A 25,647-nucleotide genomic window follows, 5' to 3' on the forward strand; every position below is an offset into this window, starting at 1 on the left:
CTCAGTCCCCGTCGGAGAAGGAGAAGCCGGCCGACAGACCGATCGCGCCGCCGTAATCGTCGCTGATCTTGGTGATCAGGTCGCGGCTGGTCGCCAGAAACGCATCGAGCTTGGCCCTTTCGGCATCGCTGGTCGCGACATCGATATCGGGATTGAGCTTCGGCACGGTATCGAGCAGCGTCTTGAAGTTAGCCTCGATCGCATCGGCGATCGGCTTCTTGTCGGCGGGCAGCAGTTCAGCCATGCCGGCCTTCTGCCAGAGCGTGCGCAGTCCTTCGATATTGGCCGCCATCGACTTCCAGGTGTTCTTCGAACGCCAGTATATCGCCATGCGCGGACGCGGAGCCGCATCCTTGCCCTTGTAGAACTGTTCCAAGCGCTGGTCGCGAACCGTCTCGGCACCATGGACGAGGATACCAAGCAGAGCCGCCACGGCTTCCTTGTTGTCCATGAAGTCTTCGCTGTCCGGGCCGGGATGCTTCCAGCTCGCCTGGACGCCATCGGGCTTTTCCCAGGCGGCGACGACTTCGCCGGCCTCGCGCTGGATGTTTCCGGCAACAGCCGCGCCATACTGGCAGCGGAAGCCGTTCTTCTGCTTCGTGAGGTCGTCGGAACCATTGCCGTAGAGCACATATTCCAGCGCCGTCAGGCCCTGCAGCGCGACGCTCTTGCCGGCGATCGCGTCGACCGTGGCGTCCTGCGGATCGGCCTTGGCGATCAGCGCCTGAACCTGCTTCAGGCCAACGCCCTTGCGATCCGGGAAGAACAGGATGTGTTCGAAGAGGTTGTCGTGAATGACCGGTCCGGTCTGGACGATCTCGATATTCGACCAGTAGCGGATCGTGTCGTCGAAGGTCGATTTCGCCTTGTCGAGCGTCTGCTGCGTGCCGTCGGCGCAAAGGTCCTTCATCGCCGTCGTCAGGCGGGCGGCGGACTGCTGCATGTTGCGGTAACCCGGACGGATCACCTCGTCGACGGCGCGCGCCATCACCTGCGGCACCGCGTCTTCGTTGAGGCCCGAGGGCGCCGGCGCCGTCTGGGCGGCAGCCTGACCGGCAAGGGCAAGCGAGAGAACGAGAGGTTGCCAAAGGCGCATTACAGGGACTCCAGGAATCTGATCAGGGCCTCTCTATCGTCTTTCGGCAGAGAGGAGAATGCATCGCGGGCTTTTTCTGCTTCGCCGCCATGCCAGAGGATTGCTTCGGTGAGGTTCCTGGCGCGGCCGTCATGCAGGAAAAAGCTGTGTCCGCTGACAGTCCGGGTCAGTCCTATACCCCATAGCGGCGGCGTGCGCCATTCACGTCCACTTGCAAGACCGACCTGTTGCCCGTCGGCAAGCCCGTCTCCCATGTCATGCAGCAGGAAATCGGAATAGGGCCAGATAAGCTGAAAAGATTGAGCTTTTTCAGCCGTGTCGCGGCGCGTCACGAATTTTGGCACGTGGCAGGAGACGCATCCCGACTGGTAGAAAAGCTGCTTGCCGCGCAGCGTATCGGCAAAGCTCGCCTTGCGCCGGGCGGGCACCGCCAGATTGGCGGAGTAGAAGGTCACGAGATCGAGAACCGGCCCCGGCGCCTCCTCATTCCCGAGACGCTTCTGCACGCCGGTCGGCATCTTGCGGCATTTGGTCTCGGCATCGGTGCAGTCGCCGTGGGCGTCCGGCCGGTCGGGGGTGGAGATGCCGATATCGTTCGAGAAGGCATCGGCGCTTTGATCGCGCACGGTGGCGTTCTGCGCTTTCCAGCCGAAGCGGCCGAGCGCAATCTGCCCGGTCAGGTGATCGCGCACGATTGCAGCCTTGCCCGATATGCCGTCGCCATCGCGATCGTCGGGATCGGCATGCGCCAGGATATCGGCAGCCGGGATCGCCTCAATGAGTCCTAGGCCGATCATCGCAGGTGCGACGCGCGGAGAGATCGTCGTCGCCGGGTCGAGCGGGCCATAGGCGAGATCGGTCACGGAATAGCTGGGCGCGCGTAGCGACACGACTTCGCCGCCGGCAAGCGTCACCGGTTTTTCGGTATAGCCGATCTTCATCCGTCCCTCGGCTGCAAGCCCGGGCACCGCGAGGTCCTGCAGCTGGTGACCGTAGACGGGGTCGGGGAAATTCACGGTCTCGGCGTCGGCGATCGCCTTTTCCTCGTCCGGCGTCTTCGGCATGCGGGCCAGCCGCAGGAACATCGATGTGGTACTGACGCCGCCTTCCGGCGGCTTGCCGCGGCCGTCATTGACGTGGCAGCTCATGCAGGAGCGCGCATTGAACAGCGGCCCGAGGCCGTCGGAAGCTTGTGTGGAGGAGGGCGCGGACACCCAGAGCTTCTTGAACAGCGCGTTGCCGAGCTTGAAATTCTGCTCTTCCTCAAAGGGAATATTGGCGGAGATATGCGAGAAACTGTCTTCGGTGACAGGGTCGATCGAGGTCGCGGCACCCGCCTGCATCGCCTCGTAGGGCTCGGCTTTCGAGAAGTCCGTCGTCGGCCGCGTCACATCGGCGACCCGCTTCAGGTCGGAGTCGGAAAGATCGGTGCGCTTCAGCGGCAGATCGAAATTGGCGGCGAGCGCGACGGGAAGGCCGGCAAGCGTGGCGAGAAGCGCGACGCTGAAATAGAGACGGCGAGCCCGTTGATCTGGCATTTCGGAGTTCGGGCCGCCCTTCTGCAGGACGGCCCGCCTTTATTGCTTATTTGAAGACAGCGTTAGGATTATCCAGGCTGTCCGAACCTTCAAGCTCAACCTTGCCGAGGTCGAGTGCGGCAATAACGCGCTGGATCGACTTGGTCTGGTCGACGAGGCCGTCGATGGCGGCCTGGACGACAGCGTTGCCTTCCTTGTTGCCTTCGCCGATCATCTGGTCGTACTTCTCGACCGTCTCGCCGCGCTTGGCCATGGCGTGCATGGCGTCGAGCGTGGTCTTCAGCTTGCCTTCGACTTCCTTGTCGAGCTTCTTGTCCTTGGCTGCGACGAGGTCGTGCAGGGACGGGCCGGTCATCTTCTTGCCGTCGACGCGGGTGTATTCGCCCGTGTAGGCAGCAGCAATGCCGATCGCATCGTTGAGATGCGAGTTGTAGGTGTTGTCGGAGAAGCAATCATGTTCTTCTTCCGGATCGTGCAGCAGCAAACCGAGCTTCATGCGCTCGCCGGCCAGCTCGCCGTAGGAGAGCGAGCCCATGCCGGTCAGGATGGCGGTTAGGCCAGCCTTGGCATTTTCCTCGACATGCTTGGTAGCAGCGCCACCGGGAGCCCAGTTGTCGGTCATTTCCTGCAGGTCGGAAACCAGGAGCGTGGAGGCCGACTTCAGATATTCGGCGCGGCGGTCGCAATTGCCGTGCGTGCAATTCTTCAGGTCGTAGTCGGTTGCCGGGCGATTGCCCGCACCCGGGCCGGTGCCATTCAGATCCTGGCCCCAGAGCAGGAACTCGATGGCGTGGTAGCCGGTCGCGACGTTGGCTTCGACGCCGCCTGCTTCAGCCAGCGTGCCGGAGAGAAACTCGGGCGTCAGCTTGGAAGCGTCGACATCCTTGCCGTCGATCTTGATCGTCTTGTTGGCGATGACGTTGGCGACATAGAGAGAGTTCTCGTCGCTCTCGGTGCCGTAGGAGGCGTCGACATAATCGATCAGGCCTTCGTCGAGCGGCCAGGCGTTGACCTTGCCTTCCCAGTCATCGACGATCGGGTTGCCGAAGCGGTAGACTTCGGTCTGCTGGTAGGGAACGCGGGCCTTGATCCAGGCGTCGCGGGCAGCCTTCAGGGTCTCGTCCGTCGGCGCCTTCAGGAAGGCGTCGATCGCGGCGTCGAGCGTCTTGGCCGTCGTCAGCGCGTCTTCGTATTTCGCATGCCCGACTTCGGCATAATACTTGACGACTTCGGCTGCCTTCGGGGCGGCTGCGAAAGCCGGTGCGGCGGATAGGGGGGCTACCGCCAGCGCCAATGCTACGCAGACATTCTTGTTGAGCTTCATGGTCCTCTCCTGTGACGGATCTCCGTCTGAAATGCCGGAGTCTCATCGCCCAAAAGCAAACTTGTGTCAAACACTCTAGTTTGGAATGGTTTTAAGGACCGGAAACGCCAAAACGCTGACGTTTCCAAAAAGCGGATCGACCCCAGCGATGGGCGGCAAAAAAGCCTCAAACCTTGCGCTGCATCCGGCAGAAAAAGAAGCCGTCGGTGTCGGTCGAGGCCGGGGTCAGCGTGATCGTTGCCTGGTCGGAGGAACGCGGCTGCGGCGCGCCGGCGCCGAACAGGCCGTTCCAGGCGGGCAGGGCGCTGACGATCGCAAATTCCGGATGATCGGCCGTGAACTTGCGGACCTGTTCCTCGTTTTCTTGCGGCAGGACCGAGCATGTCACGTAGATCAGTTCGCCGCCGGGACGCACGAAGGCGCTTGCCTGCGTCAGCGCATCCTGCTGCTGGCTGGTGCGCTCGTCGAGGTTCTTGGCCGTCAGCCGCCACTTGGTATCCGGGCGTCTGCGCCAGGTGCCGGTGCCGGTGCAGGGCGCATCGACTAGCACCTTGTCGCAGCGCTCCGTCAGCGCGGCAAGCGCCTTGGCATCGTCGTGAACCTGGACGTTGCGCGTTCCTGCACGCTTGAGGCGCTCGATGATCGGCGCCAGCCGCTTGCGGTCGGCGTCATAGGCGTGAACCTGGCCCTTGTTGTGCATCGCGGCCGCCATGGCGAGCGTCTTGCCGCCGCCACCGGCGCAATAGTCGAGAACCTGCTCACCGTCCTTCGGCAGCACCAGATCGGCAACGATCTGCGATCCTTCGTCCTGAACTTCAAACCAGCCTTTCTGAAACGAAAGCTCGGCCGTGACGTTTGGAAGTCGTGAGGCGCCTTCGCCGGCCGGTATGCGCATGCCGTATCGCGCGATCTTCGCCTCATGCGCTCCCGAGCGCTCCAGCGCCTTCACGGCCTTCTCGCGGCTGGCCTTGAGGATGTTGGCGCGCAGGTCGAGCGTCGGCCGCGTGGCAAGCGCCTGCGCCTCCGCAAGCCAGCTGTCGCCAAAGGCAGTTTCGAAGGACGGCTGTACCCATTCCGGGATATCGCCCTGAATGTACGGAAGTGCGTCTGCGAGATCGCGCTCGGCAAAGGCTGCGGCGGCATTGGCGGGCAGTTCTGGCGGCGCAAATTTGTCGCCGGAAAGTTCGGCGGCCAGGCTTTCCACGGTGAAGCCCCATTGGCGCAGCATGACGGCATAGGCGAGCGTCAGCGGGCTGTCGTCATCCATCAGGAAAGCGTGCGACAGGCGCATGCGCAGGGCGTCGTAGACGATGTTGCCGATTGCGGCGCGGTCGCCGGATCCGGCAAAGCGATGGGCAAGGCCCCAGTCCTTGAGCGCGTCGGCGACAGGTCTCTTTCGCTGCTCGATGTCAGCAAGAACCGAAATCGCCCCTTCGAGGCGGCCGCCCAAACGCATTCACAAGTCTCCTGTTGCCAACGGCTTGTGAACGATCCGCGGGAAGGAAGACAGATGCAGCGGATAATTCACAAGTCTCAAGCGCGTGGTAAACGCGATTGACGGCAAGAGCAAGCGCTCAACGGCGCAAGCATATGGGACGCCTTAGCGGGAGGCGACGACTTCGTAGCACACCTTGGCGGTGCCGGTGCTGACCATGCCGATGTTCTGAGCGGCAGCGCGCGACAGGTCGAGAACCCGCCCGCGGATGAACGGACCGCGATCGTTGACGCGAACGATGACGCTACGGCCATTGTTGCGGTTGGTGACCTTGAGCTTGGTGCCGAATTTCAGAGAGCGGTGTGCGGCAGTCAGGGTGGCGGGGTTCATACGTTCGCCGGAAGCAGTTTTGGAGTGCAGTGCGTACCACGAAGCACCACCACATCCAGCTGCAGCAAATCCTTCGGCAGGAAGGATGAAAGAACAGGCTGCAATTGCCGCGGCAGTGATTAGAGAACGGCTGGTTTTCCTCAAAACGGAGTATCCCTCAACTATTGAACTTGCGCCTTGGGGGCGGTGAGGGCTTGAATCCGTCCAAAAGTGGCGAAAAAGTGCCACTGCCGATCACGGAATGTTACAGATTGTAATATTCGTGATTCCGCCGGCGTTAAGGTCAATAAAGTCTTGCTGCCGCAATCATGGAAAAAAGATAATAGAATCAGGTAAAATTAGAACAATTTTTCCGCGACCAGAGTCTGCTCACGGAATGTTACGGTGATCACAAAAATAATTTTGCCGGACCGCCATATTTGTTGCCGTATTTGCGCAAATTTAGAGGCCGTTAACCATAAATCGGCGCGAAATTTTGATTGAGAAAATTCGGAAGTAGGAATTTTCTGCTCTTTGAAGGGTTATTTTGCTAATTCGGAAGTGTTAGTTTTCCAGCGCCGGTCCTGCCACATCTGGGCGAGGGACATCGGATAGTTGGGGAAGGCGAAAGCGAAGCCGGCGGCCCTCAGTTTGGCGTTGGAGACCCGCTTGTTTTCTCCATAGAACGAGCGTGCCATCGGCGTCAGTTCGGCAGTCTCGAAGGCCTGCTGAGGCGGCGGCTCGACGCCCATCAGGCGGGCCGCCTCGACGATCACATCCTGCGGCGGACCCGGAAGATCGTCGGTGACATTATAGATACCGCCGAGCTTCCCCTTGGACAGGAACAGGGCGGAACCGCCGATATCTTCGACACGGATCCGGTTGAAGACCTGATCCTTCTTGATCAGCCGCCGCGCTGTGCCGCGCTCCAGATTGACGAAAGCGTTGCGTCCCGGCCCGTAAATGCCGGAGAGACGCAGGATCGCTGCCGGGATCCCGAGTGCCGCGCCGGTATCGGCCCAGGCCTGCTCTGCCTCCAGCCGCTCCTTCGAGCGCCCGGAAACCGGAACGCAGACCGTATCCTCGCCAACCCAGGCACCCTTGTGATCGCCATAGACTCCGACCGTCGAGAGATAGCCGATCCACTGCAGTTCCGGCATCATCGTGGCGAGCTCGGAACCGGCGATATTGATGAGCGGATCGCCGCTCTCGCGGGGCGCGATCGATTGCACGAGATGGGTTGCGCCGCGCATGGCCGCTGCCAGCTCGGGGCTCAGCGTCTCACCATCGAAGATGAAGCCTTCGACACCCGCTGCATTGAGCTGGCCGAGCTTCTCGGCGCTGCGCGTGGTTCCGCAGACATGCGTGCCTGCCGCAGCAAAAGCCTTGGCGATCGCCATTCCGGAGTAACCGCAGCCGAAGATCACCAGTTTCATGCCATTGCTCCCGCCATGCGCCATTCGTCGAGGACATCGGCGTCCTCCTCATTGGGCCTTTCTGCCGCAAATGAAGAAAATTCGCCAGCGCTCATCAGCCGCGACAGCGCCCATATCACCATGCCGCGAACGGCGGGTGCGGGATCGGCGCTGAGATCACGGCAGGCGCCGATGAATTCGCGGTTACCGGAATTGCCGGCGGCGATCAGCACATTGCGGATGAAGCGGTCCCGCCCGATCCGCTTGACCGGCGAGCCGCTGAAGAATGTGCGAAAGCTGGGATCATCCAGCGTCAGCAGGAAAGCGATCGACGGTTCCTTCAGGTCTTCCCGCGCCTGGAGCTTCATCTCCGATGCCGAGGCGGCAAACTTGTTCCACGGACAGGCGGCCAGGCAATCGTCGCAGCCATAGATGCGGTTGCCGATCAGTGGCCGGAATTCGGCAGCGATCGGCCCTTTGTGCTCGATCGTCAGATAGGAAATGCAGCGCCGCGCATCGATCTGATAGGGCGCCGGAAAGGCATCGGTCGGACAGGCATCGAGACAGGCTCGGCAGGAGCCACAGTGATCGCTCTCCGCCGCATCGATATCGAGGTCGGCGGTGGTGAACATCGAGCCGAGAAACAGCCAGGATCCATGCGTGCGGCTGACGAGGTTCGTATGCTTGCCCTGCCAGCCAAGCCCGGCAGCGGCGGCGAGCGGCTTCTCCATCACCGGCGCGGTATCGACGAAGACTTTCACATCGGCACCTGACCGTGCCGCAAAGCGCGTCGCGATCTCCTTGAGGCGGCCCTTGATGACGTCGTGATAATCGCGGTTGCGTGCGTAGACGGAGATCGCAGCCTTGTCCGGCTTGGCAAGGATGCCGCGGGGATCCTCGTCCGGGCCGTAGTTCAGCCCGAAAACCACGATCGAGCGCGCATCGCTCCAGAGCGTGCGCGGATCGCCGCGCCTCTCCAGCGTCTCGGCCATCCATTCCATCGTGCCGTGACGTCCGGCATCGACGAATTCACCAAGCCGAGCCTTCGCTTCGGGAATGGAATCCGGCCGGGTGATGCGACAGAGCTCGAAGCCGAGGGCAGCCGCTTCGGCACGCACGAAAGCCGTCAGGCTTTCGCGCTTCTTTCGCTCTTTGTCTTCCTCTGATCGTACGGGCATCGAGGGCCCCCGTCAGAAATCCAGGTCGGCGTAATGAGAAACGGGCGTCAGGCCGCGAACGCGCTCGTTGAGCAGCGGTCGGAAAGACGGGCGCGACTTGATGCGCTGGTACCAGTCCTTGACGATCGGCGCTTCCGTCCATTCGATCTCGCCGAGATAGTCGAGGATCGAGATCGAGGCCGCCGCGGCGAGATCCGCATAACTCATCCGCTCGCCTGCCAGCCACTGGCGCGAACCGGCAAGCCAGGTCACATATTTCATATGCTGGCGAATGTTGTTGCGCGCCGTGCGCAGCATCTTGGAATCAGGTGCGCCGCCACCCTGTTCGGCGGTCATCTGCAGCTTGTAGACCCGCTCGCGGGCCAGCGGCCGCGTCACGTCGGTTTCCATCTTCTGCATGAACCATTCGACAAGACGGCGGATTTCCGCACGCTGGAACGGGTCTTCGGCAAGCAGCCGCCGGTCGCGCTTCAGCACGCCATGGGTTTCGTCGAGATATTCGGAAATGACAGTCGCGCCGCAGAGCGCCCGCATGCTGTCGTCCACGTAGACAGGCAGCGTCCCGGCGGGGTTGAGCGCCAGAAAGTCACGGCGCTTGTCCCAGGTCTGCTCTTCAACGAGATCGACCTGATAGCCGTATTCTGCAAGCACCAGCCGGATGAACCGGGAGGATGTCGACATGGGGTGATGATAAAGTACTGGCATTATGAGTTTTCGGTCCGCCCGCGTTTCGGCGACATTGTGTCCTTCTCAAACTCCTAACAATTACAGTTTAAGAAAGATATAGGATTGGATGGCGGCTTCAACCGTGAAGCAGGTTTGAAGCACCTCTAAGCGCGGCCAATGATGGATTTTTCATGACCTTTGGAGGATCCGGCCTTTTTCCGCCATCCTGATGACGAATGAGTGCCCGCTGCCGAAACCCGCGCGGATCCTGATTCGGCGGCCTGGAGTTTTAACCGGAGACCATAGATGGAATATATAAACGCGATCATCCTGGGTATTATCGAGGGGATTACGGAATTTTTGCCGATCTCCAGCACCGGCCACCTCATCATTGCCGAGCAGTGGCTCGGAGCCCGGTCCGACACGTTTAATATTGTCATTCAGGCAGGCGCCATTCTGGCAGTCACGATCATCTACTGGCGCCGCCTCGTCGATCTCGTGATCGGCTGGCGCGAACCGAAGAACCGCCGTTATGCCTCGAGGCTGATCGTCGCCTTCCTGATCACCGCCGTCCTCGGCCTGATCGTCAAGAAGTTGGGCTTCGAACTGCCTGAAAACGCCACGCCGATCGCCTGGGCGCTGATTATCGGCGGCTTCTGGATGATCTTTGCCGAATGGGCAGCCGCCAAGAAGCCTCCCTATAAGGACATCACCTGGATGGTCGCCATTCTGGTCGGCATCGCCCAGGTCGTGGCTGGTATCTTCCCGGGCACCTCGCGCTCCGGCGCAACGATCTTCGTTGCCATGCTGGCCGGAACCGCCAATCGCGCCGCCGCGACCGAATTCGCCTTCCTCGTCGGCATCCCGACCATGTATGCGGCAAGCGCCTACCAGCTGCTGAAAACGGTCAAGGATGGCGGTGCCGCCAACGAAGACTGGACTGCCCTCGGCATTGCCTTCGTCGTCTCGACGATCGTTGCCTTCATCGCCGTCAAATGGCTGCTCTCCTATATCCAGAGCAACCGCTTCACCCTCTTTGCGATCTACCGCATCATCCTCGGCGCAATCCTGCTCGGCATGGCCTATGCCGGCATGATCGCCTGAGCCTGAACGAAAAACAGCCCTTTGCCTGCGGGCAGAGGGCTGGATACCAATCTGGAAATGGAAAAAGCTGATCCCGTGAAAGCGGCGCTCATGCGCGCCGCGCGGGAATCATCCCGCTTAGTTGGGGATGCTTGCCGTCGAGCAGGGATCGACGCCGTAAGCCGGCGCACAGCCTTCCTTAACAGCCGCGACCGAACCGGGCGCGATGAAGGAGCCAGCCAGGATAACCAGTGCCGCACACGCAAAGAGAAGCGCGATTGACTTGCCCATCGGTATAAAGCCTTTCAAATCGATTGAACGCGCCTGCCAAGCCTCGTGAGCCGCTACCTGCGCGCCGGGTGTGTAGTCAGTGGAATGGCAAATAGCAATAAATGTTCCTGCTAAATGTGACGTTAATTTCACTAATTTTTTCATGCGTCTTTTATGCAACGCCAATCCGGTTCGGGGCGCAGAAAAACACGCGAAACTTGCGCCAGATTTGACACTTCGCCCAAAACAGAAACGCCGCCTGTGGAAATCCTCAGGCGGCGTTTCAGTTAATCCTAACGGACGAATCAGGCGGCTTTGCCGGTTCCCGTGTACTGGCCGTGCGGGCGATAATGCACGAGGTAGGACGGCAGAACAGACGTTGCCATCGTCGGCGTGATGCCGAGGCCCTTCAGCGTGCGCTCGTCCTTCTCGGCCTTCGACGAGACGACGTTGTCGTATTTCAGCAGGCGAACCTGATCAGGCGTGATCGGCGGCTTCACGAAGGGGATCAGCGAGGCGATGCTGCCGATCAACGAGGCGATGCCGGCCGGCATCGAAACCAGCGGGTTCTTGCGCGCCGTTACCTTCAGCATCGTCTGCAGACATTCGCGGAAGCTGAGGACTTCGGGGCCGCCGAGTTCGTAGATCTTGCCGGCAACGGCCTTGCCGTCGACAGCGCGGGCAACGGCTTCAGCAACGTCTTCGACGTAAACCGGCTGCAGCTTGGTCGTGCCGCCACCGATGACCGGCAGAACCGGCGAGAGGCGGGCCATGTCGGCGAACTTGTTGAAGAAGCTGTCTTCGGGGCCGAACACGATCGACGGACGGAAGATCACGGCGTCCTTCTTGATTGAGAGTACGGCAGCTTCGGCGCGGCCCTTGCTGCGGGCATAGTGCGATTCCGACTTCTCGTCGGCGCCGATTGCCGAAACGTGGACCAGGCGGGCCTTGGCATTCTTGGCGGCTTCAGCCACGGCGCGGGCGCCGAAATCCTGGACGGCGTCGAAAGTGTTGCGGCCGGTCTCCAGCAGGATGCCGACGCAGTTGACGACGCAGTCGGAACCCTCGACGGCGCGCTCGACCGACTGACGGTAGCGCAGGTTTGCCTGGACGAAGGAAATCTGGCCGACATTGCCGAGCGGCTGCAGGAAGCCGGCGAGATCCGGGCGGCGGACGGCGACGCGGATGCGATAGCCGCGCTTGGCAAGCGCACGAACCACATGCCTGCCGACGAAGCCGGAGCCTCCGAACACGGTAACGAGCGGCGGCAGGTTGGCAAGGGTCATGGCAGTTTCCTTGAAAGGCTTGGGAAGGAGTGTTTGTTGGCTCCCGTATTAGCCGAATCCGGCGGCGACGGAAAGGCCCATCGCAGCCGAGTTTCGCATCTGCGAAAGCGCTTTCAGATGCCTTCGACAACCACCATTTCGGCATCCGCCACTTCCTGGCGGATCTTGGCGGCGATCTGGTATTCCGGCGAGTTGTAGCAATCGACCGCAGCCTGCATCGACGGGAACTCGATCACCACATTGCGCGCCCGCGCCTTGCCCTCGAGCTCGGTAATCGCCCCGCCACGCGCCAGGAAATTGGCGCCGTACTTCTCGAAGGCAGGCTTCGCTGCCGCGACGTAATCCTTGTAGCGCTCGGCATCGCGAACATCGACGCGCGCAATCCAGTATCCCTTGGCCATGATTTTCCTCCGATTGACGTTGGCGTCTGTCTTCAGACAAATTGGCGCAAGGGTCAATGGCGGGTGATAGCACGGGGCCGGAGGGAGCAAGATGAAACGCGAGGCCGCCATCGGACTTTACGCCGCCTTCCTTGCTGCGCCGCTGCTCGTCCTGCCGGGCTCGCCCGCAAATGCGAAAGCCTGTCCGGTGAAGACCGTTTCCGATTTGAAAGCCGCAGATGCCGCAGCGAAGGCTGTCGCGATTTCCTGCGATCTGCGGCTCGATGCCGGAGATGTCGTCAGGGCGCCGATCGAACTATCGGGAAGCAAGGCCTCCAACGTCACCATCGATTGCGGCGGCGGGACGCTGGATGGCACCGGCTACAAGGCACACACGCTGGCGATCCGGTCGATCCGCCAGACGGATGGCAGCTGGGATGTGCCCCACAACGTCACGGTTCGAAACTGCACGATCAAAGGCGACCTCAGGATCATTGGTATGGCCGAGAATGGTCAGGGCACCTGGCTCAAGCAGTCGTCGATCTCGGAGGGGCATACCGCCCGCGCGCAGGCGGCTGCTCCTGCCAAGATCACCGTCAGCAACGTGATCTTCATCGCCAATGGCCGGATACCGCTCTATGCCGGGCCGGGAACGACGGGGCTCGATGTATCCGGGTCCCAGTTCATCGGCAGCACGAACAGCGTCGTCATCTATTTCGATGCCGAGTCCACCGGCAACACCGTCGAGAACAATGTCTTCGACATCAGAACAAAAAGCCGCGAGCAGATCGCGCTCGATGGCTCGGCCGACAACAGGATCGCCGGCAATACCTTCACCGATCCTGTGAACGGCGGCATCTTCCTCTATCGCAATTGTGGGGAGGGCGGAACGATCCGCCATCAGGCACCGCAGCGAAACGTCATAATCGGCAACAAGTTTCGCTACAAGAGCGCATCGGGCGCCAAGCCCGCGGTCTGGATCGGCAGCAGACAGGGCAACAGCCGCTATTGCTTCAACGATGCCGCTTACCCATTCGGCAGCAGCCTGAATTCCCGGGACTTTGCGGAGCATAATTCGGTGACGCAAAACCTGCTGCCTGGAGGTAGCCCGTCGCTGATCGTCAATAATGATGCCGACAATCAGGTCAGCGGCAACCGTTAGGCGGAGAGTGCCGCATCCATTTCCGACAGGATCGCCCGCGCGGCCTTGCGCGGATCGGCAGCCTTGACGATCGGGCGGGCGACGACGAGGTGGCTGGAGCCTGCCTTCAGGGCATCAGCCGGCGTCATGACGCGCTTTTGGTCGCCCTTTTCGCTGCCGGCCGGGCGGATGCCCGGGGTGACGACGGCCATGTTGGGGCCGACGATCTTACGGACGGCGGAGGATTCTTCGGCAGAGCAAACGATGCCGCCCATGCCGGCCGCGAGCGCCTGTTCGGCGCGGCGCAGCACCAGCGTATGCGGGTCGTATTCATAACCGGCTGCGATCAGGTCCTGCTCATCCATCGAGGTCAGTACCGTCACGCCGAGCAGGCAGAGGTCGGAACCCCTGGCGGCTTCGACGGCAGCCTTCATCGCCTTCGGATAGGCGTGCAGCGTCAGCATCGACATGCCCATCTTGACGATGTTCTCGACGCCGGATGCGATGGTGTTGTCGATATCGAGGAGCTTCATGTCGAGGAAGATCTTCTTGCCGCTCTGGGCAAGCTCGCGGGCAAATTCCAGCCCGCCGGCAAACACCAGCTGATAGCCGATCTTGTAGAAGAGGACGTCGTCGCCGAGTGTCGAAACGATCTTTTCCGCTTCGCCAAGTGTCGGAACATCGAGCCCGACGATCAACCGTTCGCGTGCGTTCATTTCATCCACCCCTGCCAGCTTTCGATGGGCGTCCAGTCGCACGATAGGCGCCCGTCCGCAAGAGCGAAAGCATAGAGATTGCCGCCACCGCCAGGCTGGTCCCGGTCGCGCCCGATCGGCCGGCCCTCGAGGTGGCACTTCAGTAATGTCCCGACGCCGCCATGGCCGACAAAGGCGATCGGTTTGCTCTGGTCATGGGTCGCGAGGATCCGATCGACGGCCGAGACGATACGCGCCTGCGCATCGCGCGCCCGTTCCCATCCCTTGAAGCTCTCGTCGGGGTGGGCGAAAAACCAGTCGGCCGCCTGCTCGAACTCTGGAGGCGGCAGGAAGCCGGTCGCCGACCTGTCGTTTTCATGCATGCCGTGGACGATCTCGATACCGATCCCGGCCGAGGCCGCGAGTATCTCGGCGGTCTCGATCGCCTTCGTCTCGTCACTGGAGACGATCCGCTGCAGCTGCCGCGCCCAAGGGAGTGCCGCCGCCTGCCGAGCACGCGCAGCACCGGTTTCCGACAGCCCCCATTGCGGAACGGGGACATCCGGATCGATCCTTACCTGCGGGTGGGTAATATAGAGCGCGAACATCAGCCGCGGCGATAGATCCACAGCTGGGCTGGTGGGATGTTGCGGACGATGAAATCGAAATGCTGGATGTGATAGCGCTCCGGCCGGGCAATGATCGGCGAAACCGGACCGTAGGAGATCTGCACCACCGGCCGGCCGGCCGGCATGCGGTCGAGCAGGCTTTCGAGCAGCGCGATGCGCGCCTGCATCGGAAAGTTCAGAAGCGGCACGGCCGAAACGACGGAATCGAAGGTCTGTCCCTTCAGCGCCCCAAGCGTCGTATCGAGATCGAAGGCGTCGCCGTTGATGAAGTGGACGCCGGGGTAGAGGCGAACCAGGTGATTGTAGAAGTCTGTCGAATACTCGACAGCGACCAGCCGCTCCGGCTTCACGCCGCGACCGAGAATGGCCTTGGTGATGGCGCCGGTTCCCGGCCCAAGCTCAAGCACCGGCAGTCCGGAATTGAGGTTTATGACGCTCGCCATCTTCTTGGCGGTAATGGAGGAGGTAGGGACGATGGAGCCGACGGTTTTCGGCCCCTGCATCATGCCCTTGAAGAAGCGAATTTCCTCATCGAACTTTTTGCCGAGCCGTTCTTTCAGCCGCAACGCCATGCCATCCTCCTCGTCAAGCAACAAACCGCTGGCTATCTAATTGCAATCATCCAGCAGTAAAACAAGACCAAACGTCGCAATCTGAAAACTTTGCCCGCCAAATGCGACGCGCGTTTACACGCGCATCGGCATCAGAACGTAGAGTGCATCATCGCCGGCCGTGTCGCGAATGAGCGTCGGCGAACCGGCATCGGCCAGCAGAAACACGGCCTGATCGCCGGAAAGCTGTGCAGTGATGTCGAGCAGATATTTGGCGTTGAAGCCGATTTCCATCGCGTCCGTGTCGTATCCGACTGCGACTTCTTCCGTCGCGCTGCCAGAGTCCGGGTTGTTGACGGTGAGCAGCAGCTGTCCTTCGGAAAGCGCCAGCTTCACGGCGCGGCCGCGCTCGGAAGAGATGGTCGAGACGCGGTCGACAGCCTGCGCGAAGGTCGTGCAATCGACGCGCATTTCCTTGTCGTTGCCGGTCGGGATGACACGCTGATAATCGGGGAACGTGCCATCGATCAGCTTCGAGGTCATGACGATCGAGCCGATGCTCAGGCGGATCTTGGCGTCGGAAACCTCGACGGTGACCATCGCCTCGGGATTGTCGACCAGCTTCTGCAACTCGCCAACGGTCTTGCGCGGAATGATGATGCCCGGCATGCCCTCGGAGCCGGACGGCGCCTTGACGTCGGCACGGGCGAGACGGTGACCGTCGGTCGCAACGGCGCGCAGCTTCAGGTCGCCTTCGCTTTCGATCGTGTGGAAGAAGATGCCGTTCAGGTAATAGCGGGTCTCTTCGGTCGAGATCGCAAACTGGGTGCGATCGATCAGCATCTTGAGATCCGTTGCCTTCAGCTTGAAGGAATGCGTGAAGGTGCCGGCGGTCAGATCCGGGAAGTCGGATTGCGGCAGGCACTGCAGCGAGAATTTCGAGCGGCCGGACTGCACGGTCATCGAGCCGCCATCCGTCGATGTCGCAAGCAGAACTTCCGAGCCGTCGGGCAGCTTGCGGACGATGTCGTAAAGAAGATGGGCCGGAACGGTGGTCGCGCCTGCCTGTTCGACATTGGCGGGCGTCGCTTCCGTGACTTCGAGATCGAGGTCGGTCGCCTTCATGTCGAGGTTCTGGCCATCGGCACGCAGCAGGATGTTGGACAGGATCGGGATCGTGTTCCGGCGTTCGACGACGCGGTGAACGTGGTTCAGCGACTTCAGGAGATTGGAACGCTCAATAGTAATACGCATGGGATGCTACCGCTTTCGACCGTGACTGTCCGGGCGCGCAGGCGCGCCAGAAAATGCCTTTCCGGCTCCATGGCCGGAGGAGTGGACGGGCAAAATGGCAGAACTTTGCCGGGCATTGCAAGGGGTGCAAGGCTTTGCGCGGCTGCAAAGGTGGTTTTACACGATGATGCTCACAGAAATCCGAACCCTTGCCGCGAACGAAGCCTGCGCGCATAAAGGGCCGACGCCAGAGAGGGCCTTTGAAATTGAGCAATGAAGAGACGGCGGGCGAGGGCGGTAAACACCGCACCTACCGCCTGCATAATGTCAGCATACCTGCGCGCCCGCTCGAGGCCGCGCTCTATCTGGTCGCGACGCCGATCGGCAATCTCGGCGATATCACGCTTCGCGCGCTCGAAACGCTTGCCGGTGCCGATGTGCTCGCCTGCGAGGATACGCGCGTCACTCGCGTGCTGCTCGACCGCTACGGCATTCAGAACCGCCCTTTCGCCTATCACGAACATAATGCCGACGAGGCCGGGCCGCGCCTGCTGCAGGCACTGGAGGCCGGAAAGTCCGTCGCACTCGTTTCCGATGCCGGAACGCCGCTGGTTTCCGATCCCGGTTACCGCCTGGCGCAGACGACGATCGACAGCGGATACCGCGTCATCCCAATACCCGGCGCCTCGGCGCCGCTCGCCGCACTCGTCGGTTCAGGTCTTCCGAACGATGCCTTCCTCTTTGCCGGGTTTCTTCCCGTCAAGGACAAGGCGCGGCGCGACCGGCTCGGTGAATTCGCGGCGACCCCCGCCACGCTACTCCTCTTTGAGTCTCCCCACCGCATCGGCGCGACGCTTTCTGCGGCCGCCGACGTCCTTGGCGGCGATCGCATGGCCTCCGTCTGCCGCGAGCTGACGAAGACCTACGAGGAGTTTCGCCGCGGCACGCTTGCAGATCTCGCCGCCTATTATGCCGAGAACGATAATGTGAAAGGCGAGATCGTCCTTGTCGTCGCGCCGCCGGAGGAAAAACCGGCCGACGCCGCTGACGTCGATGCGATCCTTGCCGATCTCTCCGGCACCATGCCGACGGCAAAAGCGGCGGCCGAGGCGGCGCGGCTCACCGGTCTGCCGCGCAAGGAACTCTATCAGCGCCTCCTCGACATGAAGGGCGCCTGATGAGCGATAGCGGCACGAGCGTCAGCAGACAGAAGGCGCTCCGCCGCGGACATTTCTCCGAATATGTGGCGGCGCTCTACCTGCTGATGAAGGGCTACCGCATCGCCGCTTTCCGCTATCGCACCAAGCTTGGCGAGATCGATATCATCGCCCGCAAGGGCGATCTTGCCGTTTTCGTCGAGGTTAAAGCCCGGCGTGAAGAGCGGGTCGCGGTCGATGCCGTTTCTTATGCGGCTCAGAAACGCATCCGGGATGCGAGCGATCTCTGGCTTGCTCGCCAGACGAACAGCCACCTGCTATCACAACGCTACGACATCGTTGCAGTGCTTCCAGGCCGGTTGCCCCGGCATTTCCACAATGCCTTTTAGGCATATTGCATAGGCGTGCATTTGTAATTTTTCTGTCATACAAATGTAAAGGAGACGTCACGGAAGGCCTCTATTGGCTTCCTCACCCCAATAACTGGTGGAGAGGGTTTATCCATGTTCAAGACGTTTTCTCTGGCCGCCGCTGCGGTCGTATTGTCTTCGTCGGCGTCCTTTGCCGCAACCGAAATCACCTGGTGGCACGCCATGGGCGGCGAGCTCGGCCAGAAGCTCGAGCAGATCGTTCAGAAGTTCAACGACAGCCAGACCGAATATCACGTGACCCCGGTTTTCAAGGGCACCTATCCTGAGACCCTGACTGCCGCTATCGCCGCTTTCCGCGCAGGTCAGCAGCCGGCTATCGTTCAGGTCTTCGAAGTCGGCACCGGCACGATGATGGCCGCCAAGGGCGCCGTTTATCCGGTCTACAAGCTGATGGCCGATGAAGGCGAGCCGTGGGATCCGTCGAAGTTCATCGCTCCCGTCGTCGGCTACTACTCCGACCCGGAAGGCAACATCCTCTCCTTCCCGTTCAACTCCTCGACGCCGATCCTCTATTACAACAAGGACGTCTTCAAGAAGGCTGGCCTTGATCCGGAAGTCGCTCCGAAGACCTATGCCGAACTGGCAGAATTCTCGAAGAAGATCGTCGATTCCGGCGCTGCCAAGTGCGGCTTCACCATCACCTACGCTGCAACCTGGCTCGGCCTCGAAAACTTCTCGGCCATCCATGACCTGCCCTACGGCACGCTGCAAAATGGCTTCGGCGGCACCAAGGCTGAGCTCAGCTTCAACGGCCCGAACCAGGCTCGTCTCTGGACCGACCTGAAGAAGTGGCAGGATGCCGGTTACTTCCAGTACGGCGGCCCGGGCGGCGGCCCCGATGCAGCTCCGAAGTTCTACTCGCAGGAATGCGCCATCTATATGGGCTCCTCGGGTTCGCGCGCTGGCGTCATCAACAACGCCAAGGCCTTCCAGGTAGGTTTCTCGACGCTGCCTTACTACGACGACGTCACCAAGGATCCGAAGAACTCGATCATCGGCGGCGCGACGCTCTGGACGCTGAACGGCCAGAAGCCGGAAGTCTACAAGGGCGTTGCCAAGTTCTACACCTACCTCAGCCAGCCGGAAGTTCAGGCTGATTGGCACCAGTTCTCTGGCTACCTGCCGATCACCACTGCTGCTTACGACCTCGGCAAGTCGCAGGGTTACTACGAAAAGAACCCGGGCTCCGACGTTGGCCTGAAGCAGATCCTGCGCGGCACGCCGTCCGACAACTCCAAGGGCGTTCGTTTCGGCAACCTGACGCAGATCCGTGACGTCATCGACCAGCAGTTCGAAACCGTGCTCTCCGGCAAGCAGACCGCCCAGCAGGCGCTCGACGAAGCCGTCAAGGAAGGCAACGCCATCCTGCGCGAATTCGAAGAAGCAAACTCGAACTAAGCTTTCGAGGCTGAAGCCAAGCCCTCCCCGCTCCGGGGAGGGCCTTTCCATATCGGGGCGAGCCATGCAGACAAAGCGCACAATCTTCTCGAACCGCGTCCTGCCATATTTCCTTCTGGCGCCGCAGCTCGCAGTCACGTTGGTCTTCTTCATCTGGCCGGCTTTCCAGGCCTTTCGCCAGTCCTTCCTGCGCGAAGATCCCTTCGGCATGAAGACCACCTTCGTCTGGTTCGCCAACTACACGAAGCTGTTCGGCAGCAGCGATTACATGAACGCGCTCTGGGTGACGCTGATCTTCTCGGTCTCAGTCACCGTTCTGTCGATGGGCGTGTCGCTGCTCTTCGCCGTCTGCGTCAATCGTGTTCTGAAGAGCGGACGCATCTATACGACGCTGCTCGTCTGGCCCTACGCGGTGGCGCCTGCGGCCGCCGGTCTCCTCTGGTGGTTCATGTTCAACCCCAGCATCGGCATCCTGCCTTACATCCTTCGCCAGTTCGGCTATGACTGGAACCACCGCCTCGATGGCAATGACGCAATGATCCTCATCGTCATCGCCTCGGCCTGGAAGCAGATCTCCTACAATTTCCTGTTCTTCGTCGCCGGCCTGCAGTCTGTACCGCAGTCGGTGATCGAGGCCGCGTCGATCGATGGCGCCGGTCCGTTCAAGCGCTTCTGGACGGTGGTCTTCCCGCTGATTTCGCCGACGACCTTCTTCCTGGCCGTCATCAACGTCACCTACGCGCTATTCGACACCTTCCCGATCGTCGACTCCACGACCTCTGGCGGCCCGTCGCAATCGACGAACACGCTTGTTTACAAGGTCTATGCCGATGGCTTCGTTGGGCTGAACCTTGGCCCTTCGGCCGCGCAGTCCGTCGTGCTGATGCTGATCGTCGTCGTCCTCACCGTCGTCCAGTTCCGCTGGATCGAGAAAAAAGTACAGTATTGAGGCCCGAGCGATGATCGAGAACCGCCCCTTTCTGAACGTCCTCACGCACTTCATCCTGATCGTCGGCGTCGTCACGGTGGTCTTCCCCGTCTACCTCGCCTTCATCGCAGCCACCCATGGTCCGACCGACTTCATGAGTGGCCTCACGCCGCTGCTTCCGGGCGACCAGCTGGTTGCCAATTTCGACCAGCTGCTGAGCGCTGGCAATTCGGTGGCCGGTGCGCCGCCTTTCGCGCTGATGCTGGCAAACAGCCTGCTGATGGCCGTGCTGATCGCCGTCGGCAAGATCGCCATCTCGATCATCTCCGCTTTCGCGATCGTCTACTTCCGCTTCCCGCTGCGCATGGTCGCCTTCTGGATCATCTTCCTGACGCTGATGCTGCCGGTCGAAGTCCGCATCCTGGCGACCTACAAGGTTGTAGCCGATCTCGGCATGTTGAATTCCTATCCGGGCCTCGTCATCCCGCTGATCGCCTCGGCGACAGCAACCTTCCTGTTTCGTCAATTCTTCCTGACGATCCCGGAAGAGCTGATGGAAGCGGCCCGCGTCGATGGCGCAGGCGCCATGAAATTCTTCAAGGATATCCTGCTGCCGCTGTCGCGCACCAATATCGCTGCGCTGTTCATCATCCTCTTCATCTACGGCTGGAACCAGTATCTCTGGCCGATGCTGATCACCACCGATCCCGGCTATTACACCGCGGTCATGGGCATCAAGCGTCTGGCCTCGGTACTGGACGGCGACACCCAATGGAACCTCGTCATGGCAGGCGTCATTCTCGCCGCCCTGCCGCCGGTCCTCATCATCATCGTCATGCAGCGCCTTTTCGTCAAAGGCCTGGTCGAAACGGAGAAGTGACAATGGCCTCTATCGATGTAGAAGGCGTCGGCAAGATCTATCAGGGCGGCGTCAAGGCCGTCTCGGATGTCGGCATCAACATCCGCGATGGCGAGTTCATCGTCCTCGTCGGACCGTCCGGCTGTGGCAAGTCCACGCTGCTGCGCATGATCGCCGGTCTCGAGAGCATCTCCGAAGGACAGGTGAAGATCGGCAGCCGCGTCGTCAATAATGTCGAGCCGGCTGACCGCGACATCGCCATGGTGTTCCAGAACTATGCGCTCTATCCGCATATGTCGGTGCGCCAGAACCTCGAATACGGCCTGAAGAACCGCGGGACGCCGCGGGCGGAGATCGATGCCCGCGTCGCCGAAGCCGCGCGCATGCTGCAGATCGAGCAGTATCTCGAGCGCAAGCCGAAGGCTCTCTCCGGCGGACAGCGCCAGCGTGTTGCCATGGGCCGCGCCATCGTCCGCAAGCCCGCCGTCTTCCTGTTCGATGAACCGCTGTCGAACCTCGATGCGAAGCTGCGCGTCTCCATGCGCGGCGAGATCAAGCGCCTGCAGCGCCGTCTCGGCACGACGTCGATCTATGTCACCCACGACCAGCTGGAAGCAATGACGCTGGCGGACCGCCTCGTCGTCCTGAACGGCGGCCATATCGAGCAGATCGGCGCGCCGCTCGAAGTCTATCACACGCCGGCCTCGACCTTTGTCGCCAGCTTCATCGGCTCTCCCGCCATGAACCTGCTGAAGGGCGAGCTGCATGGCGACAAGCTGGCGATCGGCCCGAGCCTGATCGATCTCGCAGGCAATGCGCCGGCATCCGGCCCGGTCACCATCGGCATGCGCGCCGAAGATCTGCGCCTAGCCAAGCCGGATGAATACGCCATGCCGCTCACCGTCGAATATGTCGAGGAGCTCGGTTCGCAGCGTCTTGTCCATGGCCTGCTCGGCGACCAGCAGCTGACCGCGGTCGTCTCGCCGGAAACGCCGATGACCGCAGAAATGCGCTTCGTCATCGCGCCCGAGAAGCTGCATTTCTTTGCCGCAGATACCGGCAAGCGGATCGGCAATGGTGTTGCGCAGTCGGCGAACGCGGCTGTTACCGCCGAAGCCGTTCAATAGGCATCGGCAGGATCTGTTAAAATTTTAGCGGCCGCTTGAACGCCTCTCTTACGACTCCTCTGTTATTGCCGGAACATTGGGGTAGTAAACGGGGTGTTTCATGGCCTGGAAGCTTATGCTTGCAAGTGCGGTCGCGATGGCTGCGCGCACGGTGCCGTATGCCGTGGCGATGCCGCGCGGCAAATCCTTCATCGCGCATTCGAGCGATCACCTGCCGATGAAATCGACGCCCATCAATCCGGACTGGATCGTCAGCGGCGACCCGCAGGCGCGTACTGCCGAGCATTCGCGCGGCCATGACGAAGCCTCGCTGACGGCGATCTGGGACTGCACGGCAGGCGAATTCCGCTGGTTCTTCGGCTGGGACGAAACGGTGATGATCCTCGAAGGCGAAGTGCATATCACCGCTGAAGACGGCACCGAGCGCACACTTCGCGCCGGCGACGTCGCCTTCTTCGCCGGTGGCACCTGGGCCAGCTGGCGTGTCGACACCTACGTCCGCAAGGTCGCCTTCCTGCGCAAGCCCTTCCCGAAGCCCGTGGCGCTCGCCTATCGTCTTCGCAACATGCTGCGCAATAGCGGCCAGCAGGGCCTCGCCGCTTGAAAAATCCTTGATCGCGATGCTGCGAAGTCCTTGATTGGCCGTTGCGTTCGACCCTCTTGCGACCTACATCTGTCCGGCATTCAGTGAGGGACGGAAATGGCCAAGATCAAGAACGTAGCGGTCCAGATGGACCATGTTTCGGGCATCAACATCGCAGGCGATTCCACCTTCGCCATGAGCCTTGAGGCGCAGACCCGGGGCTACAAGCTCTTCCACTATACGCCCGATCGCCTGAGCTTCCGCGACGGCCAGGTCTTCGCCTCCGTCGAGCCGATGATCTTGCGCGACGTCAAGGGCGATCATTTCGAGCTCGGCGCGCCCGAGCGTGTCGATCTCTCGACCATGGATGTCGTCCTGCTCCGCCAGGATCCGCCCTTCGACATGTCCTACATCACCTCGACCCATCTTCTCGAGCGCATTCATCCGAAGACGCTCGTCGTCAACGATCCGGCCTGGGTCCGCAATTCGCCGGAGAAGATCTTCGTCACCGAATTCGCCGACCTGATGCCGAAGACGCTGATCACCAAGGACGCCGCCGAAATCCGCCGCTTCCGCGACGAGATGGGCGACATCATTCTGAAGCCGCTCTACGGTAATGGCGGCGCCGGCGTCTTCCATTCGACCAAGGACGACCGCAACCTTTCCTCGCTGCTCGAAATGTTCGGCCAGCTCTTCCGCGAGCCCTTCATCGCCCAGCAGTACCTGCCTGACGTGCGCAAGGGCGACAAGCGCATTATCCTCGTCGATGGCGAACCCGTTGGCGCCATCAACCGTGTTCCGGCCGAGCACGACAGCCGCTCCAACATGCATGTCGGCGGCCGCGCCGAGGCGACCGAACTGACCGCACGCGAGCAGGAAATCTGCAAGCGCATCGGCCCGGCCCTGCGCGAGCGCGGCTTCCTGCTCGTCGGCATCGATGTCATCGGCGATTACATGACCGAGATCAATGTCACGTCTCCGACCGGCATCCGAGAGGTCAAGAAGTTCGGCGGCGCCGATATCGCCAGCCTTCTCTGGGATGCGATCGAGCGCAAGCGCGCCTGATTTTTCAGGACCTTTGTTCTCATTTGAGGGTCTGATACAACCCGCTGCAACCTGAGTGCAGCGGGGACGTGAATCTGTTCATTTATTGTTCTTGTTTTATTCTACTTGCTATGCCAGATTGCAATCCGCGGCCATGAAGGGTCGCAATACGCGATGTAGTTGGTTGCGGGGGCAGGGGCATGGTCGCACGGGTCAGTACGGTTGCATTCCACGGCATTGAAGGCGTTCCGGTCGAGGTGCAGGTGATGGTCGCTCCCGGCAAGATCGGCATGCAGATCGTCGGGCTTCCCGACAAGGCGGTTGCGGAAAGCCGCGAGCGGGTGCAGGCAGCGCTCCACGCGTCGGGGCTGGCGCTTCCGGCAAAAAGGGTCACCGTCAATCTCGCGCCCGCCGATCTTCCAAAGGAAGGCTCGCATTTCGACCTTCCGATCGCGCTCGGCCTGATGGCTGCTCTCGGCGCCATCCCGGCGGATGCGCTCTCGGATTATGTCGTCCTGGGTGAGCTCAATCTCGATGGCACGATCGCACCCGTTGCCGGTGCGCTGCCTGCGGCGATCGGCGCCAATGCCCTCGGCAAGGGGCTTATCTGCCCGGCCGAAGGCGGCCCGGAAGCCGCCTGGGCCGGAACGCAGCTCGATATCCTCGCGCCGCGGAGCCTCATTGCACTCGCCAACCATTTCCGCGGCACGCAGGTTCTGTCGCGGCCGGAGCCATCGATCCGCGCCAATGCCGCAAACCTTCCCGATCTCGCCGACATCAAGGGACAGGAAAGCGCCAAGCGCGCGCTGGAGGTGGCGGCTGCCGGCGGCCATAACCTGCTGATGGTTGGCCCGCCCGGGTCCGGAAAGTCGATGCTCGCCGCCCGTCTGCCGTCCATCCTGCCGCCGCTGTCGGCCGCTGAGCTGCTCGAAGTGTCGATGATTCATTCGATCGCCGGTCAGCTCTCAGGCGGCAAGCTTTCCGACCGGCGCCCGTTCCGCACCCCGCACCATTCGGCAACGATGGCCGCCATGGTCGGCGGCGGGCTCCGCGCCCGTCCCGGCGAGGCGTCGCTCGCCCATCACGGCATTCTCTTTCTCGACGAATTTCCGGAATTCTCGCCGCAGGCACTCGATGCCCTGCGCCAGCCGCTGGAAACCGGCGAATGCATCATCGCCCGCGCCAATCACCGGGTCTCTTATCCTGCCAATATCCAGCTGGTCGCCGCCATGAACCCCTGCCGCTGTGGCATGGCGGGCGAACCCGGCCATAGCTGCGCCCGTGGTCCCCGTTGCCAGGCCGACTATCAGGCGCGCATCTCGGGCCCGCTGATGGACCGCATCGATATCCGCATCGACGTCCCGGCCGTTTCTGCAGCGGACCTGATCCGCCCGATGCCGGCCGAGGCAAGCAGCACGATCGCCGCCCGCGTCGCCCGCGCCCGCGAACTGCAGGCCGACCGTTTCATCGCTGCAGGTCTCAATACCATCACCACCAACGCCCGCTGCTCGACAGCGCTGATCGAGAAATATGCCGAGCCGGATGCCGGAGGTCTTCAGCTGTTGCGCGATGCCGCCGAGAAGATGCGCTTCTCCGCCCGCGGCTATCATCGGGTCCTGAAAGTCGCGCGCACACTCGCCGATCTCGACGGCAAGGCAACTGTCGGCCGCATCCATCTCGCCGAAGCGATTTCCTATCGCATCGCAGGAGAACGGCTGACCGCGGCAGCGTGAAAGAGCGAATAGTTTGTAGCGAATAGCGAATAGAAAAAGAAAAGCTTGCCAGACGGTGACGCCGAGCAAGCTTCGCTATTCGCTATTCGCTATTCGCT

At 61.6% G+C, this 25,647-nt stretch carries 27 protein-coding genes; 12 read left to right on the forward strand and 15 right to left on the reverse strand.

Annotated features, from left to right (window positions below; all coding sequences use genetic code 11):
- Window position 1 precedes the first annotated feature (1 nt).
- From ABIE40_RS01280 to ABIE40_RS01315, 8 genes are all read right to left on the reverse strand, one after another.
- Entirely contained in the window at window positions 2-1,096 is a 1,095-nt protein-coding gene (locus tag ABIE40_RS01280) for an imelysin family protein (RefSeq protein ID WP_199625991.1), read from the reverse strand.
- Window positions 1,096-2,634 carry a di-heme oxidoreductase family protein gene (locus ABIE40_RS01285; protein WP_199625992.1) on the reverse strand — a complete coding sequence of 513 codons (1,539 nt, stop codon included), beginning with the start codon at window positions 2,632-2,634 and terminating at the stop codon, window positions 1,096-1,098. The genes ABIE40_RS01280 and ABIE40_RS01285 overlap by 1 nt, the downstream gene beginning before the upstream one ends.
- A gap of 46 nt (window positions 2,635-2,680) precedes the next feature.
- Window positions 2,681-3,958, reverse strand: a complete 1,278-nt coding sequence (locus ABIE40_RS01290) for an imelysin family protein (protein ID WP_199625993.1) — start codon at window positions 3,956-3,958, stop codon at window positions 2,681-2,683.
- Window positions 3,959-4,124: 166 nt separating this feature from the next.
- Window positions 4,125-5,414, reverse strand: a complete 1,290-nt coding sequence (locus ABIE40_RS01295) for an RsmB/NOP family class I SAM-dependent RNA methyltransferase (RefSeq protein ID WP_199625994.1) — start codon at window positions 5,412-5,414, stop codon at window positions 4,125-4,127.
- Window positions 5,415-5,558: 144 nt separating this feature from the next.
- Window positions 5,559-5,927 carry a septal ring lytic transglycosylase RlpA family protein gene (locus tag ABIE40_RS01300; protein ID WP_162708644.1) on the reverse strand — a complete coding sequence of 123 codons (369 nt, stop codon included), beginning with the start codon at window positions 5,925-5,927 and terminating at the stop codon, window positions 5,559-5,561.
- 377 nt (window positions 5,928-6,304) lie between these two features.
- Window positions 6,305-7,198 carry an SDR family oxidoreductase gene (locus tag ABIE40_RS01305; RefSeq protein ID WP_199625995.1) on the reverse strand — a complete coding sequence of 298 codons (894 nt, stop codon included), beginning with the start codon at window positions 7,196-7,198 and terminating at the stop codon, window positions 6,305-6,307.
- A complete protein-coding gene (queG, locus tag ABIE40_RS01310) occupies window positions 7,195-8,355 on the reverse strand; it encodes a tRNA epoxyqueuosine(34) reductase QueG (RefSeq protein ID WP_199625996.1) in 1,161 nt (386 codons plus the stop codon). The genes ABIE40_RS01305 and queG overlap by 4 nt, the downstream gene beginning before the upstream one ends.
- A 12-nt stretch (window positions 8,356-8,367) precedes the next feature.
- Window positions 8,368-9,060, reverse strand: coding sequence for a glutathione S-transferase family protein (locus ABIE40_RS01315; RefSeq protein WP_130279268.1), 693 nt, complete (start codon window positions 9,058-9,060; stop codon window positions 8,368-8,370).
- A gap of 267 nt (window positions 9,061-9,327) precedes the next feature.
- Here ABIE40_RS01315 and ABIE40_RS01320 point away from each other — a divergent pair, with 267 nt between their 5' ends.
- Window positions 9,328-10,125 carry an undecaprenyl-diphosphate phosphatase gene (locus tag ABIE40_RS01320; protein ID WP_112713881.1) on the forward strand — a complete coding sequence of 266 codons (798 nt, stop codon included), beginning with the start codon at window positions 9,328-9,330 and terminating at the stop codon, window positions 10,123-10,125.
- Window positions 10,126-10,242: 117 nt separating this feature from the next.
- Here the strand turns inward: ABIE40_RS01320 and ABIE40_RS01325 are convergent, their stop codons facing one another.
- The 3 genes from ABIE40_RS01325 to ABIE40_RS01335 form a co-directional block, all read right to left on the reverse strand.
- Window positions 10,243-10,539, reverse strand: a complete 297-nt coding sequence (locus tag ABIE40_RS01325; protein ID WP_130279267.1) for a hypothetical protein — start codon at window positions 10,537-10,539, stop codon at window positions 10,243-10,245.
- Window positions 10,540-10,679: 140 nt separating this feature from the next.
- The gene (locus ABIE40_RS01330) at window positions 10,680-11,660 is read right to left on the reverse strand and encodes a complex I NDUFA9 subunit family protein (RefSeq protein WP_199625997.1); all 981 of its coding nucleotides are present in this window, start codon (window positions 11,658-11,660) and stop codon (window positions 10,680-10,682) included.
- A 113-nt stretch (window positions 11,661-11,773) separates the two neighbouring features.
- A complete protein-coding gene (locus ABIE40_RS01335) occupies window positions 11,774-12,061 on the reverse strand; it encodes a DUF1330 domain-containing protein (RefSeq protein WP_112514160.1) in 288 nt (95 codons plus the stop codon).
- Window positions 12,062-12,152: 91 nt separating this feature from the next.
- Between ABIE40_RS01335 and ABIE40_RS01340 the strand changes: the two genes are divergently transcribed.
- Window positions 12,153-13,202, forward strand: coding sequence for a NosD domain-containing protein (locus ABIE40_RS01340; RefSeq protein ID WP_199625998.1), 1,050 nt, complete (start codon window positions 12,153-12,155; stop codon window positions 13,200-13,202).
- Here ABIE40_RS01340 and pyrF read toward each other — a convergent pair.
- The 4 genes from pyrF to dnaN all read right to left on the reverse strand — a co-directional run bounded on the left by pyrF (window position 13,199) and on the right by dnaN (window position 16,310).
- Window positions 13,199-13,897 (reverse strand): orotidine-5'-phosphate decarboxylase, encoded by a 699-nt coding sequence (gene pyrF / locus ABIE40_RS01345; protein ID WP_199625999.1) that lies wholly within the window; start codon window positions 13,895-13,897, stop codon window positions 13,199-13,201. The two genes, ABIE40_RS01340 and pyrF, sit on opposite strands and share 4 nt — an antisense overlap.
- Window positions 13,894-14,484, reverse strand: a complete 591-nt coding sequence (locus ABIE40_RS01350; protein WP_199626000.1) for a histidine phosphatase family protein — start codon at window positions 14,482-14,484, stop codon at window positions 13,894-13,896. Before ABIE40_RS01350 ends, pyrF begins: the two co-directional genes overlap by 4 nt.
- Window positions 14,484-15,077 (reverse strand): phospholipid N-methyltransferase PmtA, encoded by a 594-nt coding sequence (gene pmtA / locus ABIE40_RS01355; RefSeq protein WP_112713868.1) that lies wholly within the window; start codon window positions 15,075-15,077, stop codon window positions 14,484-14,486. Before pmtA ends, ABIE40_RS01350 begins: the two co-directional genes overlap by 1 nt.
- Window positions 15,078-15,191: 114 nt before the next feature.
- A complete protein-coding gene (gene dnaN, locus ABIE40_RS01360; RefSeq protein WP_112713866.1) occupies window positions 15,192-16,310 on the reverse strand; it encodes a DNA polymerase III subunit beta in 1,119 nt (372 codons plus the stop codon).
- Between the two features lie 94 nt (window positions 16,311-16,404).
- On the opposite strand from dnaN, the gene ABIE40_RS01365 reads away from it, so the two are divergent.
- The 10 genes from ABIE40_RS01365 (at window position 16,405) to ABIE40_RS01410 (ending at window position 25,549) form a co-directional block, all read left to right on the forward strand.
- Window positions 16,405-16,566 carry a hypothetical protein gene (locus ABIE40_RS01365; RefSeq protein ID WP_199626001.1) on the forward strand — a complete coding sequence of 54 codons (162 nt, stop codon included), beginning with the start codon at window positions 16,405-16,407 and terminating at the stop codon, window positions 16,564-16,566.
- The gene (gene rsmI, locus ABIE40_RS01370; protein WP_199626758.1) at window positions 16,556-17,467 is read left to right on the forward strand and encodes a 16S rRNA (cytidine(1402)-2'-O)-methyltransferase; all 912 of its coding nucleotides are present in this window, start codon (window positions 16,556-16,558) and stop codon (window positions 17,465-17,467) included. The genes ABIE40_RS01365 and rsmI overlap by 11 nt, the downstream gene beginning before the upstream one ends.
- The gene (locus ABIE40_RS01375) at window positions 17,467-17,835 is read left to right on the forward strand and encodes a YraN family protein (RefSeq protein WP_199626002.1); all 369 of its coding nucleotides are present in this window, start codon (window positions 17,467-17,469) and stop codon (window positions 17,833-17,835) included. Before rsmI ends, ABIE40_RS01375 begins: the two co-directional genes overlap by 1 nt.
- 114 nt (window positions 17,836-17,949) lie before the next feature.
- Window positions 17,950-19,275 carry a sn-glycerol-3-phosphate ABC transporter substrate-binding protein UgpB gene (gene ugpB, locus ABIE40_RS01380; RefSeq protein ID WP_199626003.1) on the forward strand — a complete coding sequence of 442 codons (1,326 nt, stop codon included), beginning with the start codon at window positions 17,950-17,952 and terminating at the stop codon, window positions 19,273-19,275.
- Between the two features lie 64 nt (window positions 19,276-19,339).
- Entirely contained in the window at window positions 19,340-20,224 is an 885-nt protein-coding gene (ugpA, locus tag ABIE40_RS01385; RefSeq protein ID WP_112713858.1) for a sn-glycerol-3-phosphate ABC transporter permease UgpA, read from the forward strand.
- Between the two features lie 10 nt (window positions 20,225-20,234).
- Window positions 20,235-21,083, forward strand: a complete 849-nt coding sequence (gene ugpE / locus ABIE40_RS01390; protein WP_199626004.1) for a sn-glycerol-3-phosphate ABC transporter permease UgpE — start codon at window positions 20,235-20,237, stop codon at window positions 21,081-21,083.
- A gap of 2 nt (window positions 21,084-21,085) precedes the next feature.
- The gene (locus tag ABIE40_RS01395; RefSeq protein ID WP_199626005.1) at window positions 21,086-22,189 is read left to right on the forward strand and encodes a sn-glycerol-3-phosphate import ATP-binding protein UgpC; all 1,104 of its coding nucleotides are present in this window, start codon (window positions 21,086-21,088) and stop codon (window positions 22,187-22,189) included.
- 100 nt (window positions 22,190-22,289) lie between these two features.
- Complete coding sequence (locus ABIE40_RS01400; protein WP_130279257.1) at window positions 22,290-22,793, forward strand: cupin domain-containing protein; 504 nt, start codon at window positions 22,290-22,292, stop codon at window positions 22,791-22,793.
- Between the two features lie 96 nt (window positions 22,794-22,889).
- On the forward strand, window positions 22,890-23,837 hold the full coding sequence (gene gshB / locus ABIE40_RS01405) for a glutathione synthase (RefSeq protein ID WP_112713850.1): 948 nt from the start codon (window positions 22,890-22,892) through the stop codon (window positions 23,835-23,837).
- A gap of 179 nt (window positions 23,838-24,016) precedes the next feature.
- Window positions 24,017-25,549 carry a YifB family Mg chelatase-like AAA ATPase gene (locus ABIE40_RS01410; RefSeq protein WP_199626006.1) on the forward strand — a complete coding sequence of 511 codons (1,533 nt, stop codon included), beginning with the start codon at window positions 24,017-24,019 and terminating at the stop codon, window positions 25,547-25,549.
- Window positions 25,550-25,647: the final 98 nt, after the last annotated feature.

The sequence above is a fragment of the Rhizobium sp. OAE497 genome (genome assembly GCF_040546565.1).
In the GTDB taxonomy this organism is placed as follows: domain Bacteria; phylum Pseudomonadota; class Alphaproteobacteria; order Rhizobiales; family Rhizobiaceae; genus Rhizobium.

Bases quoted from the DNA above. Each gene is read 5' to 3' on its own strand.
- ABIE40_RS01280 (WP_199625991.1), bottom strand. From the start codon at position 1,096: ATGCGCCTTTGGCAACCTCTCGTTCTCTCGCTTGCCCTTGCCGGTCAG.
- ABIE40_RS01285 (WP_199625992.1), bottom strand. From the start codon at position 2,634: ATGCCAGATCAACGGGCTCGCCGTCTCTATTTCAGCGTCGCGCTTCTC.
- ABIE40_RS01290 (WP_199625993.1), bottom strand. From the start codon at position 3,958: ATGAAGCTCAACAAGAATGTCTGCGTAGCATTGGCGCTGGCGGTAGCC.
- ABIE40_RS01295 (WP_199625994.1), bottom strand. From the start codon at position 5,414: ATGCGTTTGGGCGGCCGCCTCGAAGGGGCGATTTCGGTTCTTGCTGAC.
- ABIE40_RS01305 (WP_199625995.1), bottom strand. From the start codon at position 7,198: ATGAAACTGGTGATCTTCGGCTGCGGTTACTCCGGAATGGCGATCGCC.
- queG (WP_199625996.1), bottom strand. From the start codon at position 8,355: ATGCCCGTACGATCAGAGGAAGACAAAGAGCGAAAGAAGCGCGAAAGC.
- ABIE40_RS01315 (WP_130279268.1), bottom strand. From the start codon at position 9,060: ATGCCAGTACTTTATCATCACCCCATGTCGACATCCTCCCGGTTCATC.
- ABIE40_RS01320 (WP_112713881.1), top strand. From the start codon at position 9,328: ATGGAATATATAAACGCGATCATCCTGGGTATTATCGAGGGGATTACG.
- ABIE40_RS01325 (WP_130279267.1), bottom strand. From the start codon at position 10,539: ATGAAAAAATTAGTGAAATTAACGTCACATTTAGCAGGAACATTTATT.
- ABIE40_RS01330 (WP_199625997.1), bottom strand. From the start codon at position 11,660: ATGACCCTTGCCAACCTGCCGCCGCTCGTTACCGTGTTCGGAGGCTCC.
- ABIE40_RS01335 (WP_112514160.1), bottom strand. From the start codon at position 12,061: ATGGCCAAGGGATACTGGATTGCGCGCGTCGATGTTCGCGATGCCGAG.
- ABIE40_RS01340 (WP_199625998.1), top strand. From the start codon at position 12,153: ATGAAACGCGAGGCCGCCATCGGACTTTACGCCGCCTTCCTTGCTGCG.
- pyrF (WP_199625999.1), bottom strand. From the start codon at position 13,897: ATGAACGCACGCGAACGGTTGATCGTCGGGCTCGATGTTCCGACACTT.
- ABIE40_RS01350 (WP_199626000.1), bottom strand. From the start codon at position 14,484: ATGTTCGCGCTCTATATTACCCACCCGCAGGTAAGGATCGATCCGGAT.
- pmtA (WP_112713868.1), bottom strand. From the start codon at position 15,077: ATGGCGTTGCGGCTGAAAGAACGGCTCGGCAAAAAGTTCGATGAGGAA.
- dnaN (WP_112713866.1), bottom strand. From the start codon at position 16,310: ATGCGTATTACTATTGAGCGTTCCAATCTCCTGAAGTCGCTGAACCAC.
- ABIE40_RS01365 (WP_199626001.1), top strand. From the start codon at position 16,405: ATGGCAGAACTTTGCCGGGCATTGCAAGGGGTGCAAGGCTTTGCGCGG.
- ABIE40_RS01375 (WP_199626002.1), top strand. From the start codon at position 17,467: ATGAGCGATAGCGGCACGAGCGTCAGCAGACAGAAGGCGCTCCGCCGC.
- ugpB (WP_199626003.1), top strand. From the start codon at position 17,950: ATGTTCAAGACGTTTTCTCTGGCCGCCGCTGCGGTCGTATTGTCTTCG.
- ugpA (WP_112713858.1), top strand. From the start codon at position 19,340: ATGCAGACAAAGCGCACAATCTTCTCGAACCGCGTCCTGCCATATTTC.
- ugpE (WP_199626004.1), top strand. From the start codon at position 20,235: ATGATCGAGAACCGCCCCTTTCTGAACGTCCTCACGCACTTCATCCTG.
- ABIE40_RS01395 (WP_199626005.1), top strand. From the start codon at position 21,086: ATGGCCTCTATCGATGTAGAAGGCGTCGGCAAGATCTATCAGGGCGGC.
- ABIE40_RS01400 (WP_130279257.1), top strand. From the start codon at position 22,290: ATGGCCTGGAAGCTTATGCTTGCAAGTGCGGTCGCGATGGCTGCGCGC.
- gshB (WP_112713850.1), top strand. From the start codon at position 22,890: ATGGCCAAGATCAAGAACGTAGCGGTCCAGATGGACCATGTTTCGGGC.
- ABIE40_RS01410 (WP_199626006.1), top strand. From the start codon at position 24,017: ATGGTCGCACGGGTCAGTACGGTTGCATTCCACGGCATTGAAGGCGTT.